At 34.5% G+C, this 16,525-nt stretch carries 17 protein-coding genes; 10 read left to right on the top strand and 7 right to left on the bottom strand.

Going from position 1 to position 16,525, the window contains the following annotated elements; translation table 11 throughout:
- Nucleotides 1-603, bottom strand: a complete 603-nt coding sequence (locus tag QLS65_RS00545; protein WP_282714557.1) for a trimeric intracellular cation channel family protein — start codon at nucleotides 601-603, stop codon at nucleotides 1-3.
- Nucleotides 604-812: 209 nt separating this feature from the next.
- Between QLS65_RS00545 and QLS65_RS00550 the strand changes: the two genes are divergently transcribed.
- From QLS65_RS00550 to QLS65_RS00580, 7 genes are all read left to right on the top strand, one after another.
- Entirely contained in the window at nucleotides 813-1,598 is a 786-nt protein-coding gene (locus QLS65_RS00550; protein ID WP_282714559.1) for a TrmH family RNA methyltransferase, read from the top strand.
- A 48-nt stretch (nucleotides 1,599-1,646) separates the two neighbouring features.
- A complete protein-coding gene (locus tag QLS65_RS00555) occupies nucleotides 1,647-3,194 on the top strand; it encodes a serine hydrolase (RefSeq protein WP_282714560.1) in 1,548 nt (515 codons plus the stop codon).
- A gap of 91 nt (nucleotides 3,195-3,285) precedes the next feature.
- Complete coding sequence (locus QLS65_RS00560; RefSeq protein WP_282714562.1) at nucleotides 3,286-5,505, top strand: RelA/SpoT family protein; 2,220 nt, start codon at nucleotides 3,286-3,288, stop codon at nucleotides 5,503-5,505.
- A 118-nt stretch (nucleotides 5,506-5,623) separates the two neighbouring features.
- Nucleotides 5,624-6,079: a Fur family transcriptional regulator gene (locus QLS65_RS00565; RefSeq protein ID WP_035670620.1), complete on the top strand. Its 456-nt coding sequence runs from the start codon at nucleotides 5,624-5,626 to the stop codon at nucleotides 6,077-6,079.
- Between the two features lie 59 nt (nucleotides 6,080-6,138).
- Nucleotides 6,139-7,410, top strand: coding sequence for an adenylosuccinate synthase (locus QLS65_RS00570; protein WP_121364626.1), 1,272 nt, complete (start codon nucleotides 6,139-6,141; stop codon nucleotides 7,408-7,410).
- A 60-nt stretch (nucleotides 7,411-7,470) separates the two neighbouring features.
- Entirely contained in the window at nucleotides 7,471-8,052 is a 582-nt protein-coding gene (nudK, locus tag QLS65_RS00575) for a GDP-mannose pyrophosphatase NudK (protein ID WP_282710391.1), read from the top strand.
- Nucleotides 8,052-8,933, top strand: a complete 882-nt coding sequence (locus tag QLS65_RS00580) for a DMT family transporter (RefSeq protein WP_282714567.1) — start codon at nucleotides 8,052-8,054, stop codon at nucleotides 8,931-8,933. Before nudK ends, QLS65_RS00580 begins: the two co-directional genes overlap by 1 nt.
- A gap of 83 nt (nucleotides 8,934-9,016) precedes the next feature.
- Here the strand turns inward: QLS65_RS00580 and QLS65_RS00585 are convergent, their stop codons facing one another.
- From QLS65_RS00585 to QLS65_RS00595, 3 genes are all read right to left on the bottom strand, one after another.
- The gene (locus tag QLS65_RS00585; protein ID WP_099714621.1) at nucleotides 9,017-9,655 is read right to left on the bottom strand and encodes a peroxiredoxin; all 639 of its coding nucleotides are present in this window, start codon (nucleotides 9,653-9,655) and stop codon (nucleotides 9,017-9,019) included.
- Nucleotides 9,656-9,929: 274 nt separating this feature from the next.
- Nucleotides 9,930-11,141, bottom strand: a complete 1,212-nt coding sequence (locus QLS65_RS00590) for an MFS transporter (RefSeq protein ID WP_282714570.1) — start codon at nucleotides 11,139-11,141, stop codon at nucleotides 9,930-9,932.
- A gap of 52 nt (nucleotides 11,142-11,193) precedes the next feature.
- Nucleotides 11,194-12,105: an AEC family transporter gene (locus QLS65_RS00595; RefSeq protein WP_282714571.1), complete on the bottom strand. Its 912-nt coding sequence runs from the start codon at nucleotides 12,103-12,105 to the stop codon at nucleotides 11,194-11,196.
- Between the two features lie 144 nt (nucleotides 12,106-12,249).
- Here QLS65_RS00595 and QLS65_RS00600 point away from each other — a divergent pair, with 144 nt between their 5' ends.
- The 3 genes from QLS65_RS00600 (at nucleotide 12,250) to meaB (ending at nucleotide 14,549) form a co-directional block, all read left to right on the top strand.
- The gene (locus QLS65_RS00600) at nucleotides 12,250-12,657 is read left to right on the top strand and encodes an Rrf2 family transcriptional regulator (protein ID WP_282714573.1); all 408 of its coding nucleotides are present in this window, start codon (nucleotides 12,250-12,252) and stop codon (nucleotides 12,655-12,657) included.
- A 57-nt stretch (nucleotides 12,658-12,714) separates the two neighbouring features.
- The gene (locus QLS65_RS00605) at nucleotides 12,715-13,362 is read left to right on the top strand and encodes an NAD(P)-dependent oxidoreductase (RefSeq protein ID WP_282714575.1); all 648 of its coding nucleotides are present in this window, start codon (nucleotides 12,715-12,717) and stop codon (nucleotides 13,360-13,362) included.
- A 95-nt stretch (nucleotides 13,363-13,457) separates the two neighbouring features.
- On the top strand, nucleotides 13,458-14,549 hold the full coding sequence (gene meaB, locus QLS65_RS00610) for a methylmalonyl Co-A mutase-associated GTPase MeaB (protein ID WP_428831864.1): 1,092 nt from the start codon (nucleotides 13,458-13,460) through the stop codon (nucleotides 14,547-14,549).
- Nucleotide 14,550: 1 nt separating this feature from the next.
- Here meaB and QLS65_RS00615 read toward each other — a convergent pair whose 3' ends face one another.
- The 3 genes from QLS65_RS00615 to QLS65_RS00625 are packed head-to-tail and all read right to left on the bottom strand — an operon-like array spanning nucleotide 14,551 to nucleotide 16,454.
- Nucleotides 14,551-14,784, bottom strand: coding sequence for a hypothetical protein (locus QLS65_RS00615; protein ID WP_282714577.1), 234 nt, complete (start codon nucleotides 14,782-14,784; stop codon nucleotides 14,551-14,553).
- A gap of 32 nt (nucleotides 14,785-14,816) precedes the next feature.
- Nucleotides 14,817-15,044 (bottom strand): hypothetical protein, encoded by a 228-nt coding sequence (locus QLS65_RS00620; protein WP_091204000.1) that lies wholly within the window; start codon nucleotides 15,042-15,044, stop codon nucleotides 14,817-14,819.
- A 27-nt stretch (nucleotides 15,045-15,071) separates the two neighbouring features.
- The gene (locus QLS65_RS00625) at nucleotides 15,072-16,454 is read right to left on the bottom strand and encodes an MATE family efflux transporter (protein ID WP_282714579.1); all 1,383 of its coding nucleotides are present in this window, start codon (nucleotides 16,452-16,454) and stop codon (nucleotides 15,072-15,074) included.
- Nucleotides 16,455-16,525 lie beyond the last annotated feature (71 nt).

Below are 16,525 nucleotides of genomic sequence, written 5' to 3' on the forward strand. Positions count from 1 at the left end.
TTATTTATGTTCTAAAGTGGGCAAATACCATTTGAATTTCACCGCCATCAAACGAGCCGAAATGATAACTAAAGAGGTTGTCAGGTATAAAACATCATTTTCTAAATTAAATTCCCGAAGAATAAAGAAAACTATTCCACCCAAAATACAGATCGTAGCATAAATTTCCCTTCGAAAAATAACTGGGATTTCAGTACACAAAATATCTCGAATAACACCTCCAAAACAAGCTGTCATGGTTCCTAAAGCTACACAAATAACTGGATGAAGTCCAATATTTATTCCTTTTTCGAGACCTATCAAAGTAAAAACGCCCAACCCAATAGTATCAAATAAAAACAAAGAAGTTCGTAATCTGTCGAATTTTTTTCTAAAAATAATGGCCAATATAAATCCGATGATTATAACATAAACGTATTTTAAGTCCAGCATCCATCCCACCGGCGTTCTGCCAATCATGATGTCTCGCAAGGTTCCGCCACCCACGGCAGTTACAAATGCAATAATAAATACACCAAAAGGATCCATTTTTTTATTCATTGCCGTCAAAGCGCCAGACATGGCAAAAGCCATCGTACCGATGATGTCTAATAAATGGAACATACTGTTTTTTTGGATTTAAAAATGGATAAAAAGAATGCTTTTAATTGAATCTAATTCAGGCAAAATTAAAGAAAATACTCGTGTAACCAACTCCTATTGGCTACATTTAATCAACGTGTATTACAGCAGATAAATATTCGAATCCAAATATAGAAAACTGAATTTTCTCTATGTATCTTTGTTTTCTATAAATTAAATAGTTGTACCTCTTGAAACAAATCACTTCGATACAAAATCCATACATAAAATCTTTAGTGCAATTGCAGGAAAAAGCAAAAGCGCGTAAACAATCCGGAACCTTTTTAATTGAGGGAAAACGCGAAATTTCTATTGCCATCAAGGGCGGTTACGAAATGGAAACGCTGTTATTTTTACCTGAAATTTGTTCAGAAAACGAAGCCCGTCAATTATCTAAAAATGCCGAACTGATAGAAATCAATAAAGAAGTCTATCAAAAACTCGCTTATAGAGATACCACTGAAGGCATTTTGGCTGTAGCCAAAACCAAATCGATGCAATTATCTGATTTGAAATTATCTGAAAACCCATTGATTCTTATTTCCGAAGCGCCGGAAAAACCAGGGAATATTGGAGCTTTGCTTCGTACTGCCGATGCTGCTAATCTTGATGCAGTAATTATTGCTAATCCAAAAAGCGATTTATACAATCCAAATATTGTGCGTTCCAGCGTGGGTTGTTTGTTTACCAACCAAATTGCAACCGGAACAACATCCGAAATTATTGCGTTTTTGAAAGAAAGAAAAATCAATTTTTATTGTGCGACTTTACAAAATTCAACTTCATATCACACACAGGATTATACTACGTCAACAGCGTTGGTTGTAGGAACAGAAGCCACCGGATTGACGGAGGAATGGCGAAAAGAAGCAACCCAAAATATTATCATTCCAATGCAAGGCGAGATCGATTCCATGAATGTTTCGGTTGCAGCAGCCATCTTGATTTTTGAAGCCAAAAGACAGAGAGGGTTTTAGATTAACAATTTTTGATTGCATATTTTAAAACAATAAAATATAAATACTATGAAAAATAAACTCTTACTTGTAATCACTTTAATTACTACGACACTTTCTTTCGCGCAAATCAGTTCCACTCAAGTCGATGAATTAGTAAATCGCACCTTAAAAACATTTGATGTACCTGGAATTGCTGTCGCCATTGTAAAGGACGGAAAAATCATTCATGCCAAAGGATATGGCGTAAAATCAATTTTAACAAACGAAAAAGTGGATGCAAATACGCTTTTTGGAGTTGCATCCAATAGTAAAGCGTTTACGAGTGCCGCTTTGGCAATATTAGTAGATGAAGGAAAAGTGAAATGGGATGATAAAGTAATCAAATACCTTCCTAATTTCAAGATGTATAATGAGTACGTAACGAATGAATTTACGATTCGAGATTTATTGACACACCGTAGCGGATTGGGGCTTGGTGCAGGCGATTTAATGATGTGGCCTGGAGGCGGTAACTTTACACCAACAGATATTATTGAGAATTTACAATATTTGAAACCAACTTCGGCTTTTAGAACCAAATATGATTATGATAATTTACTTTATATCGTTGCCGGAGAAGTAATACAATCGGCAAGTGGAAAAAGCTGGTGCGATTTTATAGAAGAGCGTATTATAAAACCATTGGAAATGAATAATAGTGCCGCTTCTTTTGTTCGATTGAAAGACACGACAAATGTAATTGCACCGCATGTACCTCTTGATGGGAAACTGCATGTGATAAAACGCTATAAAGATCCAATTTTAGATGCAGCCGGCGGTATTTATTCCAGCGTTAACGACATGAGCAAATGGGTAATCATGCAAATGAACAGTGGAAAATATGGCTCTGCTAATAAGCAACTATTTTCAGAAAAAGAACACAATGAGATGTGGCAATTGCAAACTATAATTCCTGTAACTACGAGAGCACCATACAATACTCATTTTAGCGGATACGGATTAGGCTGGTTTTTGAGTGATGTAAAAGGCTACAAACAAGTAAGTCATACTGGAGGATTAGAGGGTATTGTTACCCAAGTAACACTTTTACCTGAATTAAACCTTGGAATTATTGTTCTAACCAATCAACAATCAGGAGCTGCATTTTCAGCGATTACCAACACTATAAAAGACAGTTTTTTAGGAATACAATCAGAAGATTATGTGACTAAATACAGCACTAGTTTAAAAGAATATGAAACCTCTGCTGATAAAGTAACCGATGATGTTTGGGCTACTGTATCAAAAAATAAAAAAGAGAAAATCAAAATTGATTTCAAAAGTTTCATTGGAACATACAAAGACAATTGGCTAGGTGAAGTAGTACTTTCAGAAAAAAAAGGAAGATTGTATTTTGTTTCAAAACGATCTCCACAACTTACTGGTGAAGTTTTTTTCTACAAAGACACAAATTATGTAGTAAAATGGGATAATACCTATTTTCATGCAGATGCACATTTGTTTTTTGAATGCGACACAACCGGAAAAGCAATTATGATAAAAATGAAGCCCATTTCTGAATTGACTGATTTTAGTTATGATTTTCAAGATTTAGATTTAAAAAGAATAAATTAGAGAGAAACCTTGTTTCTTTAGCCTTAAATTCAAATATACATTTGCATATCTCCCAACTTATTCTTATTTTTAGGAAATGAACAATGCCGTTATGACAGAAATAGATTTAGAAAAAGAAAACAAGGCAATTGCCCAAGAATATAAAGAATTACTTCGCATAAGTTACCAAACTTTAACACCTGAAGACAAAAAATTAATCCGGAAAGCATTTGATGTTTCCGTAGAAGCTCATAAAGAGCAACGCAGAAAATCAGGTGAAGCCTATATCTTCCACCCAATTGCTGTGGCAAAAATTGTTGCTTCCGAAATAGGTTTGGGAGCCACATCCATCGCTGCTGCATTATTGCATGATGTGGTTGAAGATACACCAACTACTATTCAAGATATCGAACGTTTGTTTAATCCTAAAGTGGCTCAAATCGTTGAGGGATTAACCAAAATATCCATGGTTCAAAAAGATTTGAATGCATCATTACAAGCCGAGAATTTCAGGAAAATGATTCTTACACTGAATGATGACGTTCGAGTGATTTTGATTAAACTAGCCGATCGTTTGCACAATATGCAGACTATGGAATCGATGCAGGAAGACAAACAAACTAAAATTGCATCGGAGACTTTATACATATACGCACCATTAGCGCATCGACTGGGGTTATATAACATAAAAACGAAGCTAGAAGATTTAGGATTAAAGTACACTGAACCCGCCGTTTACAATGACATTGTAAGTAAGATAAAAGAAACCAAAGAAGAGCAAGATGCTTACATCGATGATATTACTGCCGTTCTAAAAACAGCTTTGGATGAAGAAGGGATTGAGTACATTATAAAAGGTCGTCCAAAATCTATCTATTCTATTCGTCGAAAAATGAAAGCGCAAAACGTAAGCTTCGACGAAGTATATGATAAGTTTGCTTTGCGGATCGTTTACAAATCAAATCCCCACGACGAAAAATTTCTCGCCTGGAAGATTTATTCTATCGTAACGGATCATTACAGACCAAGCCCAAGTCGTTTACGTGACTGGATTTCGTCACCAAAATCTACTGGCTACGAAGCGTTACATATTACAGTAATGGGACCAAAAGGACGCTGGGTTGAAGTTCAGGTTCGAAGTGAACGCATGGATGAAATTGCTGAAAAAGGATACGCAGCGCACTACAAATATAAAAATGGTGCTACTGAAGAAAGCGGTCTGGATGTATGGCTTAATTTACTAAAAGAAGCTCTGGAAAATTCAGAAACTAATGCAGTAGATTTTGTGGAAGATTTCAAAATGAATTTATATTCTAAAGAAATCTTTGTGTTTACCCCAAAAGGAGAAATAAAATCATTGCCAAAAGGCGCCACTTCACTTGATTTTGCTTTCAGTATTCACTCTGAAATAGGAATTAGAACCAGAGGAACACGCGTCAATGGGAAATTAGTTCCTTTGAATTTCGAATTAAAAAGTGGTGACCAAATTGAAGTCATTACCTCACAACATCAAAAACCTACTGTCAACTGGCTGGATTACGTAACTACATCCAGAGCCAAAACGAAAATAAAAAATGTTTTAAACGAGAACACCAAGAAAATTGGCGAAGAAGGAAAAGAACTCCTAACTCGAAAACTAAAGCATTTAAAAATAACATTGAACGAATCAGTGGTTAACGAATTGGTTAACTTTTTCAAACTAAAAACCAGTTTAGATTTATTTTACAGAGTGGGAATTGGTGCCATTGAAAACCAACAACTGAAGGATTACGCAGCACAAAAAAGCAATACTTTCATTAATTTTTTCAAAAATAAAATGAAACGTTCGCCAAGCACCGCTGACGAAGACATCCATAAGCCAATCATTAGCAGCAGTTACGACATGCTTGTTTTTGGTAAAGAACACGACAAACTGGATTACAAATTATCGCCTTGTTGCAACCCAATACCCGGTGATGATGTATTTGGATTTGTAACCATCAACGAAGGAATAAAAGTGCATAAAAAAGATTGCCCGAACGCCATTGGGATGCAATCCAACTATGCCTACCGAATTATGACAGCCAAATGGATTGACTCTTCACAAGAAGAATTCAAAGCCATCATTAACATAACCGGAATGGATGTTTTAGGACTCACAAACCAGTTAACAAAGGTAATTTCAAACAATATGCATGTTAATATTCAGAGTATTTCTTTGAGTACCGATGCAGGAATTTTTCATGGTCAAGTTGCGGTAATTGTTCAAAACAATACCATTTTGAAAAAAATGATCAACAACATCAAAAAAATTGACGGAATCGATAAAGTAACAAGGGTTTATAAAACATAGAAAAAAATCCGGTTTTTAGTTTCAAATCTCAATTTGTTCAAGGCGAAACTAAAAAACTTGAAACTAAACAAACCTTAAACTTTATACTTTAAACTAAAAAATTTATCTTTGCCCGCATATGACACTCATTTCCACAGATAACACCAAAAACCAAGAAATTGTAAAAAATGTTTTTACAATGTATCTTGAAAAAAAAGGACATCGCAAAACTCCTGAACGTTATGCTATCCTTCAGGAAATTTACGATAGCGAAGAACATTTTGATGTAGAGAACCTTTATATCAAAATGAAAAATAAAAACTATCGTGTGAGTAGAGCAACTCTTTACAACACGATTGAATTGCTATTGGATTGTGCTTTAGTGCGTAAACACCAATTTGGACAAAATCAAGCACATTATGAAAAATCATATTTTGACAAACAGCACGATCATATTATAATGACGGATACTGGTGAAGTAATTGAGTTTTGTGATCCAAGAATTCAAAGTATCAAAAAAACAATCGAAGAAATATTCGACATAGAGATTACCAACCATTCCTTATATTTATATGGAATAAAAAAACAAAAATAGTACGGATAACTTACTAGTTGTCCCTTCAATATATCACTAACTACAAAATAACAGATAGAATGACCGTAGATTTATTACTAGGATTACAATGGGGAGATGAAGGAAAAGGAAAAATTGTTGATGTTCTAACTTCAAATTATGATATTATTGCTCGTTTTCAAGGAGGTCCAAATGCAGGACATACTTTGGAATTTGACGGAATAAAACATGTTCTTAGAACTATTCCTTCTGGTATTTTTCATAAAACTGCTGTAAATATCATTGGAAATGGAGTAGTAATTGATCCTGTTGTTTTTCAAAAAGAAATTGAAGGTCTTGAGAAATTTAATTTAGACATCAAAAGCAAATTAATCATTTCAAGAAAAGCACATTTAATTTTACCAACACACCGTTTATTAGACGCTGCTTCTGAGGCTTCTAAAGGAAAAGCAAAAATTGGTTCTACATTAAAAGGAATTGGCCCTACTTACATGGACAAAACCGGAAGAAACGGTCTTCGTGTAGGTGATATTGAATTAGAAGATTTTGCAGATCGTTACAGAGCTTTAGCTGACAAGCATGAAGCAATGATTAAATTCTACGATGTTGCTATCCAATACAATTTAGAGGAATTAGAAAAAGAATTTTTTGAAGCAATCGAAGAACTAAAAAAATTAGATTTCATCGATAGTGAAGAATATTTACACCAAGCCCAAAAAGCAGGTAAATCAATACTATGTGAAGGTGCTCAAGGTTCATTATTGGATGTTGATTTTGGAACGTATCCATTTGTAACTTCATCAAATACTACCGCTGCTGGTGCATGTACCGGTTTAGGGATTGCCCCAAACAAAATCAAGGAAGTATACGGAATTTTCAAAGCGTATGTAACACGCGTAGGAAGTGGTCCGTTCCCTACTGAACTTTTTGACGAAGATGGTGCAACTATGGCACGTGTAGGAAATGAATTTGGATCGGTAACCGGAAGACAAAGACGTTGTGGCTGGCTAGACTTAGTAGCACTTAAATATGCTGTTCAGGTTAATGGTGTAACGCAACTGATGATGATGAAAGGCGATGTACTTTCAGGATTTGAAACGTTGAAAGTATGTACGGAATACAATTATAAAGGAGAGAAAATTTCTCACTTCCCTTATAACATCGAACCAGAAAATGTAACTCCGGTTTATCAGGATTTCAAAGGTTGGAAACAAGATTTGACTGGTATGACTACGTATGATGAATTACCGACAGAGTTAAAAGAATACATTGCATTCATTGAAAAAGAAGTGGAAGTTCCTATCAAAATAGTTTCTGTAGGTCCAGACAGAAAGCAAACTATTCTAAAATAAGATTACTAAACGCTCTGAAATTCAGAGCGTTTTTTTTAGTTTAAAAATCAACACAACCGAATGAAAAATCCAGCTATTAAAATCCAAAAAACCGAATTGCTATCAGACAATTGGTACATCTTAAACAAAGTAACTTTTGACTATCAAAAAAAAGACGACTCCTGGATAACCCAAAGAAGAGAAGTTTATGATAGAGGAAATGGCGCCGCTATTTTGCTTTATAACACACAACAAAAAACAGTTATTCTAACGCGACAGTTTCGCCTCCCAACCTATCTTAACGGAAATGAAACCGGAATGATGATTGAGGTTTGTGCCGGACTTTTGGACGCAGACAATCCGGAGCAATGCATCATTAGAGAAACCGAAGAAGAAACAGGATACCGCATTTCTAAAGTAAAAAAGGTAATGGAAACGTATATGTCTCCGGGTGCAGTAACAGAAATTTTATATTTATTTGTAGGTGAATACGATGAATCCATGAAAGTGAGTGACGGTGGTGGAGTAGCACATGAAGAAGAAAATATAGATGTAATGGAAATGTCTTTTGACGAAGCCTATGCTATGATTGAATCCGGTAAAATGCAAGATGCAAAGACCATTATGTTGTTACAATATGCCAAAATAAACAGTCTTATTTAATGAACAACACAACTAAAGGGATTTTATTTGCCCTATTAGCTACTTTTCTATGGTCCGTAAATATGGTAATCGCCAGTGGGATAAAAGGTCATATTCCTCCTGTTGGATTGGCTTTTTGGCGCTGGACAGTTGCTTGTATTGTTTTGGCTCCATTTGCTATAAAAAACACTTATGAAAGTTTCAAAATTGTAAAGAAACACATTCGCTATCTTACGCTTACCGCTGTATTAGGCATCACTATTTTTAACACGCTGATTTATTTTGCAGGAAAAACAACAAGTGCAGTTAATTTATCATTAATCGCCATTTCGATTCCGTTATTTATTGTTGTACTCTCGAGAATTATTTTTAAAGAGAAAGTTTCCAATGTAAAAATAGTGGGAATTGCAACCATAATCACAGGAGTTTTAGTGCTTATTTCCAAAGGTTCCTTACAAGCATTACTCCATATCAACTTCACCATTGGGGATGTATTGATGCTAGTGGCTTGCTTCTTTTTTGCTTATTACACGATATTAGTTCGACAAAAACCAGATGAATTAAGTCCAAAAGTATTTTTGTTCAGTGTTTTTGTAATTGGTACAATTTTACTGTTCCCTTTTTATCTGTATGAACATATCTATTATAAAAAAGTGATTTTTGACACTAAAACAGTCTTGGTAACCACATACGTTGGCGTTTGCGCTTCCTTAATTTCTTTTTATTTATGGAACGAAGCCATTCGATTAATTGGAACCTCAAAAACAGCATTGATTTATTATTTGATTCCTGTATTCAGTGGGATTCTGGCGTATTTTTTTTTAAATCAAGCTATTTTGATAACCCAAATCATCAGTATGGGAATCATTATTTCCGGGTTATTAATTACCAATAAAAAATAAAAATCATGCTTTTTACAAAATAGAAAAGCAGAATAAAAATAAATTTATTCTGCTTTTCTATTTAAAAGATATAGTGAAAACTACTATTTATTAGGCTGTGGGGTCATTCTTAAATACGGTTTTACCCTCTCGTAGCCTTTTGGAAATTTAGCCGCAATATCTTCATCTTTAACTGCAGTCGAGATTACTACTTTATCACCATCTTTCCAGTTGGCCGGCGTTGCAACGCTGTAATTAGCCGTCAATTGCAAACTATCAACTACACGCAAAAGTTCATCAAAATTTCTACCGGTTGATGCAGGATAGGTCATCATTAATTTTATTTTCTTGTCTGGTCCAATTATAAAAACCGAACGAACCGTAAAACTCTCACTTGCGTTGGGATGAATCATATCGTATAATTCAGCAATACGCTTGTCTTCATCGGCAATTATAGGGAAATTTACAGTTGTATTTTGAGTTTCGTTGATGTCTTTGATCCACTCCATGTGCGAATCTACTCCATCAACACTCAATGCGATTACTTTTACATTTCGTTTTTCAAATTCAGGATAATAATTTGCAACTGTTCCTAACTCCGTGGTACAAACAGGTGTGAAATCAGCTGGATGAGAGAACAAAATACCCCAAGAATCTCCTAACCAATCATGAAATTTTATTTTTCCTTGTGACGTTTCTGCTTCAAAATCAGGAGCAATATCGCCTAATCGTAATGTTGCCATAGTAGTTTATTTTATTGATTAGTAACACTGTAAGTTATTGAAATAAAAGCAATAAAGGAGGAAACTAATCTTAAAATTGTACTAATTTTTGTAAAACCCAGAAAGCAATACTTCCCAAAAATGTCATTAGGACACCAAATGCCCTAGTCCTTATCGTCCCGAAGTTTCGGGAGCAATCCTTTTGTTTTTTTTCTTAAAAAAAACAAAAGATATAGTGTAGAGCAGGACACGAGCGAAGCGAACTGACGAAGTAAAAAGCTCCTGAAAAGACGTCTTATTTTTTCTTTAAATTTGGTAAAAAGAGCGCTATAATCCCTATCAAAGGCAAATACGCACAAAGATAATACACGTACGTTATGCTGGTGTGATCTGCAAGATTCCCCAATAAAGCGGAACCCAAACCACCCATTCCAAAAGCAAAACCATAGAAAAGACCAGAAACCATTCCGAGTTTTTTAGGCAATAATTCTTGTGCATAAACTAAGATTGCTGGAAATGCAGAGGAGATTATAATTCCTATTAAGACTGATAAGACGCCTGTCCAAAACAAATCGACATACGGCAACAATAAAGTAAAAGGTGCGGCTCCCAAAACCGAAAACCAAATCACATATTTTCTTCCGAATTTATCGCCTAACGGCCCTCCGATTAAGGTTCCAATGGCACAAGAAGCCAAAAATAAAACCAAATGAAATTGCGCTTCCTGAACCGATAATCCAAATTTTTCGATTAAATAAAACGTAAAATAGCTGGACATACTGGCCATGTAAAAGAATTTTGAAAATATCAGAACCAACAAAATTCCCACTGAGATTACAATCTTTTTTTGGGATAAATTAGGCAAATCGATTACGGCTTTCTTGGCACTTCTTAAACTTAAATGGTTTTGGTACCAAAGTGCAATTCTACTCAAAACTATCAATCCGATAATGGCAACTACCACAAACCAAATGATGTAATATTGTGAATTAGGAACCACAATTAAGGCTACTAACAAAGGTCCGATTGCCGTTCCTGCATTGCCTCCCAACTGAAAAATGGATTGTGCCAAACCACGCTTTCCACCAGATGCCAAAAAGGAGATTCGGGAAGCTTCAGGATGAAAAATCGAAGAACCTATACCAACCAAAACAACCGAAATTATAATCATTGAAAAACTGGAAGCATACGATAAACACACAATTCCGGATAAGGTAAACAGCATTCCGAAAATTTGAGAAAAAGGCTTTGGTCTTTTGTCCGTATACAAACCAACCAAAGGCTGTAATATAGAAGCCGCCAACTGATATGCCAAGGTGATTAACCCGATTTGTGTGAAGGTTAAATTGAAATTTTCTTTTAAAATAGGATACGCTGCCGGAATTACGGCTTGTAATAAATCATTCAATAAATGGGCGAATGCAATAGAAAATAATATAGAGTAAACGGTTTGCTGAGCAATAGGAGTTGTATCAATTTTTGATACAGTATCAAGAGATGAATTCATATTTTTAAAAAACTATATTACTAATTATTGATCCATATTCGATTAAAAAAAATTAAACAAACTGAACCACAAAATACCAAAATAACAAGGTGATAAACGACAATGGGATTCCAAAACCTATCATCATACTGCTTAAACGAGGTTTTAAACCGTGAGTAGAAGCTAAAATACAAGCGGTAATCATGGGCGCCATCGCTGACTCTAATATGGCAACTTGAATAATTTTAGAATGCTGTTGCAAAATTACGACATACAACACGTAAATGAGAGCCGGAGTCAATATTAATTTATACAAAAGTCCCAGTCCTAAAAACTTCCAATGCTGGCTTTTCCGGTCAAAACGCAGTTGCAAACCAACAGAAAGCAAAGCCAAAGGTGTCACTCCACTTCCCAGTTTTTGCAATAAAAGCTGAACGTAATCCTGAAAATCGAAATTAAAAACATTCATCAAACAAGCTATCAAAAAAGTTATAAATGGAGGAAAAAGAAGAATCTTTTTGGCGATTTGAAAACCGCTTGGGTTACCACTGGAATATAACGTTGCAACCAGAATTCCTAAGGTAGAAAGTACCACAAAAGAACCGGGCTGATCGACCAGAATAGCCGTTTTCAAACCTTCTTCTCCATATAATGCTTCAATTATTGGGTAACCTAAAAAGGAAGTATTCCCTAAACCGGCTGTTAAAATTAAGCAACCAATGAGTTTTTTAGACCAGCCAAATTTACTGCCTAGAAAACTAAAAAATAAATAGGATACAACAAATCCAATCCAAGCAACTCCAATTGGGAATAACAATTCAGTGCTCCATTTTATTTTTGGAATATAATACAAAGCCAACGCTGGGAGACAGATATAAATAACAATCTTGTTTAATAGCTTGTAAACAGTTACAGGAAACCCTTTTATATTTTGGAATACAATACCTAGGAATAAAAAAACAAAGATTAGGATGAAATTAGTCATAGCTTAATTTGATTACAAAAATACCATTTAAATTTATCTTGAGAAGTAGAAAAAACTGCTTTAGATGCTACAATATGTTAAAAAAGCAACAATAATTGGAAATTACAATTTTAGACGTATATTTGTAATATATTTTATTACAGTATGATTTCAGGTAAATTTGCAATAACATTACATATCCTCACCTTACTCACTAAATTTCCAGATGAATATTTATCTTCAGAGTTTATAGCGGGAAGCATGAACTTACATCCCGTTTTGGTAAGAAAAGAAATTGCAAACCTAAAAAAAAATAATATTGTAGAAAGTAAAGAAGGCAAAAACGGCGGTACAAAATTATTAAAATCGGCATCAAACATTTCGTTAGACACTATTTTCAAAATGACTTTTGACACTGTTACGTTGGGATTTTCAAAAAACACACCCAATCCAAACTGCCCTGTCGGAAAAAAAATAAATGAAAATTTAGAAGATTTATATGAAAATATCAATGAAAAAATCAGCTTACAATTAAGCGGTATTACATTGGAAAATTTTTCTAATCAATTTTAAAACTATTTTTTTTAATTAAACTGCAACATTTTTTATTACTTTTAAATACATATAATTATGAAAATCGCAATTATCGGAGCCACAGGATTTGTAGGTTCCGCAATTTTAAATGAATTAGCAAATCGCAATCACCAAATTACAGCAATAGCCAGAAATCCAAAAAAAGATGAAAACACAGCTGTCAAATGGGAAAAAGCAGATATCAATAACGTTGATGAACTGTCTAAAATTATTGCAGAAAATGATGTGATCGTAAATGCTTTCAGCGCAGGTTGGACTAATCCAAATTTATATACCGATTTCCTTGAAGGTTCAAAAGCGATTCAAGAAGCTGTTAAAAAATCTGGTGTAAAAAGATTCATCACCATTGGTGGCGGGGGAAGTTTGTTTATAGCTCCAAATCTACAAGCAGTAGACACTCCGGATTTTCCAAAGGAATACTACGCAGGAGCAACTGCAGCAAGAGATTATTTGAATATTATTAGAGAAGAAAAAGAATTAGATTGGGCATTTTTCAGTCCTGCTTTTGAAATGCATCAAGGCATCACAACAGGAAGAACAGGTAAATACCGTCTAGGGTTAGAAAACCCAGTTTTTGATGAAAATCAAAGAAGTATTTTATCCGTTGAAGATTTAGCAGTTGTTATAGCTGATGAAATTGAAACTCCAAAACACCATCAAGTGCGTTTTACAGCAGCATATTAATTCTGTATGTTTTCTAAAATAAAACAGTTTCATAAGGCAGTTGCTTTTTGAAACTGTTTTTGTTTTCACTACTTTTACTATTCTAAAAAATAGTTTTGCCAAATAAAAAACACCATCCAAGCGCGTTAAACGAAAAACCCGGAATTTCTGCTCCAGAAATTATCAGCACCGTTGCTGTTGGACATATTCAGCAATTTAGAAAGATACAACCTTCGGAAAAAGAACTCGTTAAAGGGATTTTAGAAGAAAATATAACTGCTCTGAGTCGTGCGATTACTTTAGTGGAAAGTACGAATGTAAGTCATTTGGCGAAAGCCAATGAAGTGATAAATGCTTGTTTGCCTTATGCCAACAAATCAGTTAGAATTGGCATTACAGGAGTTCCCGGCGTTGGAAAAAGTACCTTCATTGAAGCTTTTGGAAAATATTTGACTGGTTTAGGAAAAAAAGTAGCGGTGCTTGCCGTTGATCCCAGCAGTACGATTTCGCATGGAAGTATTTTGGGTGATAAAACCCGAATGGAAGAACTCGTTAAAGATGAAAATGCTTTTATACGACCTTCAGCTTCAGGGGAAACATTAGGTGGTGTGGCTCGAAAAACCCGTGAAACCATTACACTTTGTGAGGCTGCCGGTTTTGACACCATAATCATAGAAACGGTTGGCGTAGGCCAAAGTGAAACTGCCGTTCACAGCATGGTAGATTTTTTTCTTCTATTAAAAATTTCTGGTGCCGGCGATGAATTGCAAGGCATCAAACGCGGCATTATGGAAATGGCAGATGCTATTGTCATCAATAAAGCGGATGGTGACAATATCAAAAGAGCTCATCTTGCTAAACTGGAATTTAATAGAGCATTGCATCTTTTCCCTGCCAAAAAATCAGGTTGGACTCCTACAACTGCTGCCTGCAGCGCTATTACCCATGAAGGAATACCTGATGTTTGGGAAACCATTCAAAAATTCCTGGAACTGACTAAAGGCAATAATTACTTTTTTGAAAAACGAAAAGAACAGAATCAATATTGGATGCTAGAGACCATTAACGAGCAATTGAAAACCAATTTTTACAGCAATGCTGAAATTCAAAAATCATTGGATACAAGTAAAAAAGCGGTGCAAAATGATGAAATTTCACCCTTTGCAGCCGCTCAAAAATTATTAGAAAAGTATTTTAAAAAAGACTAATCTATTCTGTTCTTCTTTTCCCTTCTAAATAAGTTTGGTATCCATACTTTAACATTAAAACACCAAGAGCAATCTTACCAAATTTACCAATAACATATCCTACAATATGTCCAGAATTATAGGCTTCACTTGCGTTTATATTTGATTTAATTTCAAACGGAAAAAAGTTAAAAACCCCTTTAATTATGAGTATTGTGCCAAAAATAAACATGAAATACATAAATAAATTTTTCATTTGAATATCAATTAAGTAAAACAAAAAGTTAACTACTCCTCGTAAAGTTTAATTTCTCTATCATAAAACTCATTGGCAAGAACTATTAACCCTTCCATTTCTGCATTTAATTCTGCTTCGTCAAGATCTTCTGCTTCTTCCATAAACTCTACCTCATCATCTTTCAGATTGATTATAAATCTAGGGTAATCAAGGTGTATGATGAAAATATCCTCAGGGAAATCAGTATTATCGCCTAGTAAAAATTTTGGTAATTCCATGAATTTAATATTTAAGTATTTATTATTTTATTTGTTATGATTTTGCAACACCAACTTTCTTGTTAATCTCGCAAAGCGAATATACAAAAATAAAGCGGCAGCAGTTAATCCCGCCAAAAGTCCTATCCAGATTCCAACGGCTTTAAGTTCCGTATATTTTCCTAAATAATAGGAAATAGGAAAACCAATAACCCAATACGCCACAAAGGTAATGTACATAGGGATTTTTACATCTTGCAAACCACGTAATGCTCCCAAAACAACGACTTGAATTCCATCCGAGATTTGGAAAATAGCTGCAATTAATAGTAATTTTGAAGTGATTATGATGATTTCTTCGTTGTCTAGCATCTGAGCTGAATCGGTCATATTCAAGAATAAATGCGGTAAAAAATTATGGAATACCACAAAGATTATCGCAAAAAAAGTTTCAAGTATAATCGCCAATAGAAAAATAGATCGTGCTACAACAATCAACTTTTTAAAATCATTCATTCCTTTAGTATGACTCACTCGAATCATTGCCGTAACACTTAAACCCATTGCAACCATAAACGTGGAAGATGCCAGAATAAGTGCAATCTGATTGGCAGCCTGACTATTTTTACCCAAAGAACCAGAAAGCCAAATTGCAGCGGTAAACAAAGTTACTTCAAACAACATTTGCATAGCTGAAGGCATACCCAGATTGATAATCTTTTTCAAAATTGATTTTCTGATTTCTTTAAAACTGAAATTCTTAAAATATTTTTTCAATGCCGAATTCTTTTTCATCAGGTAATGCATGAAAACCACCATCATTATCCTTGACAAGACCGTTCCCAATGCAGCTCCCAGAATTCCTAATTTTGGAAAAAACCAAATTCCGTAAATTAGTACATAATTAAAAAAGACATGCACTACGTTAGCCATAAATATGGCGTACATGGAATATTTTGTTTTAGACAATCCATCGGCAAATTGTTTGTAACCCTGATACATAATCACCGGAATTAAAGAAAATGCAACCCAATCAATATAAGGAGCAGCCATTTCAGCCACTTCCTTGGGTTGGTGCATGAAATACATAATTTGTTTAGACAACACGGTCAAAATAAATAATGCAACTCCTAAAATCGTACATAAAAGCAATCCGTGATGAAAAGTAGTACGGATTTTTTGATCATTTTTTTCGGCATCAGCCTCAGCCACTAATGGAGTTATTGCAGTAGAAAAACCTATCCCTAAAGACAAAGCAATGAATATAAAGCTATTACCTAATGAAACTGCCGCCAACTCTGTAGAACCCAATTTTCCAACCATGAAATTATCAACGATTCCTATTAATGTATGTCCTAGCATTCCCAGAACTACAGGATACGCTAATTTAATATTATAAGAAAACTCTTTGAAGTATTTAGATAAATTCACTTTTGCTTTTTTTTGATGGCAAAGATAATTAGAAGCTTTCAATTGCATCAATACTATTACATATATAACAC

This window comes from Flavobacterium algoritolerans (assembly GCF_030010385.1).
GTDB lineage: Bacteria > Bacteroidota > Bacteroidia > Flavobacteriales > Flavobacteriaceae > Flavobacterium > Flavobacterium algoritolerans.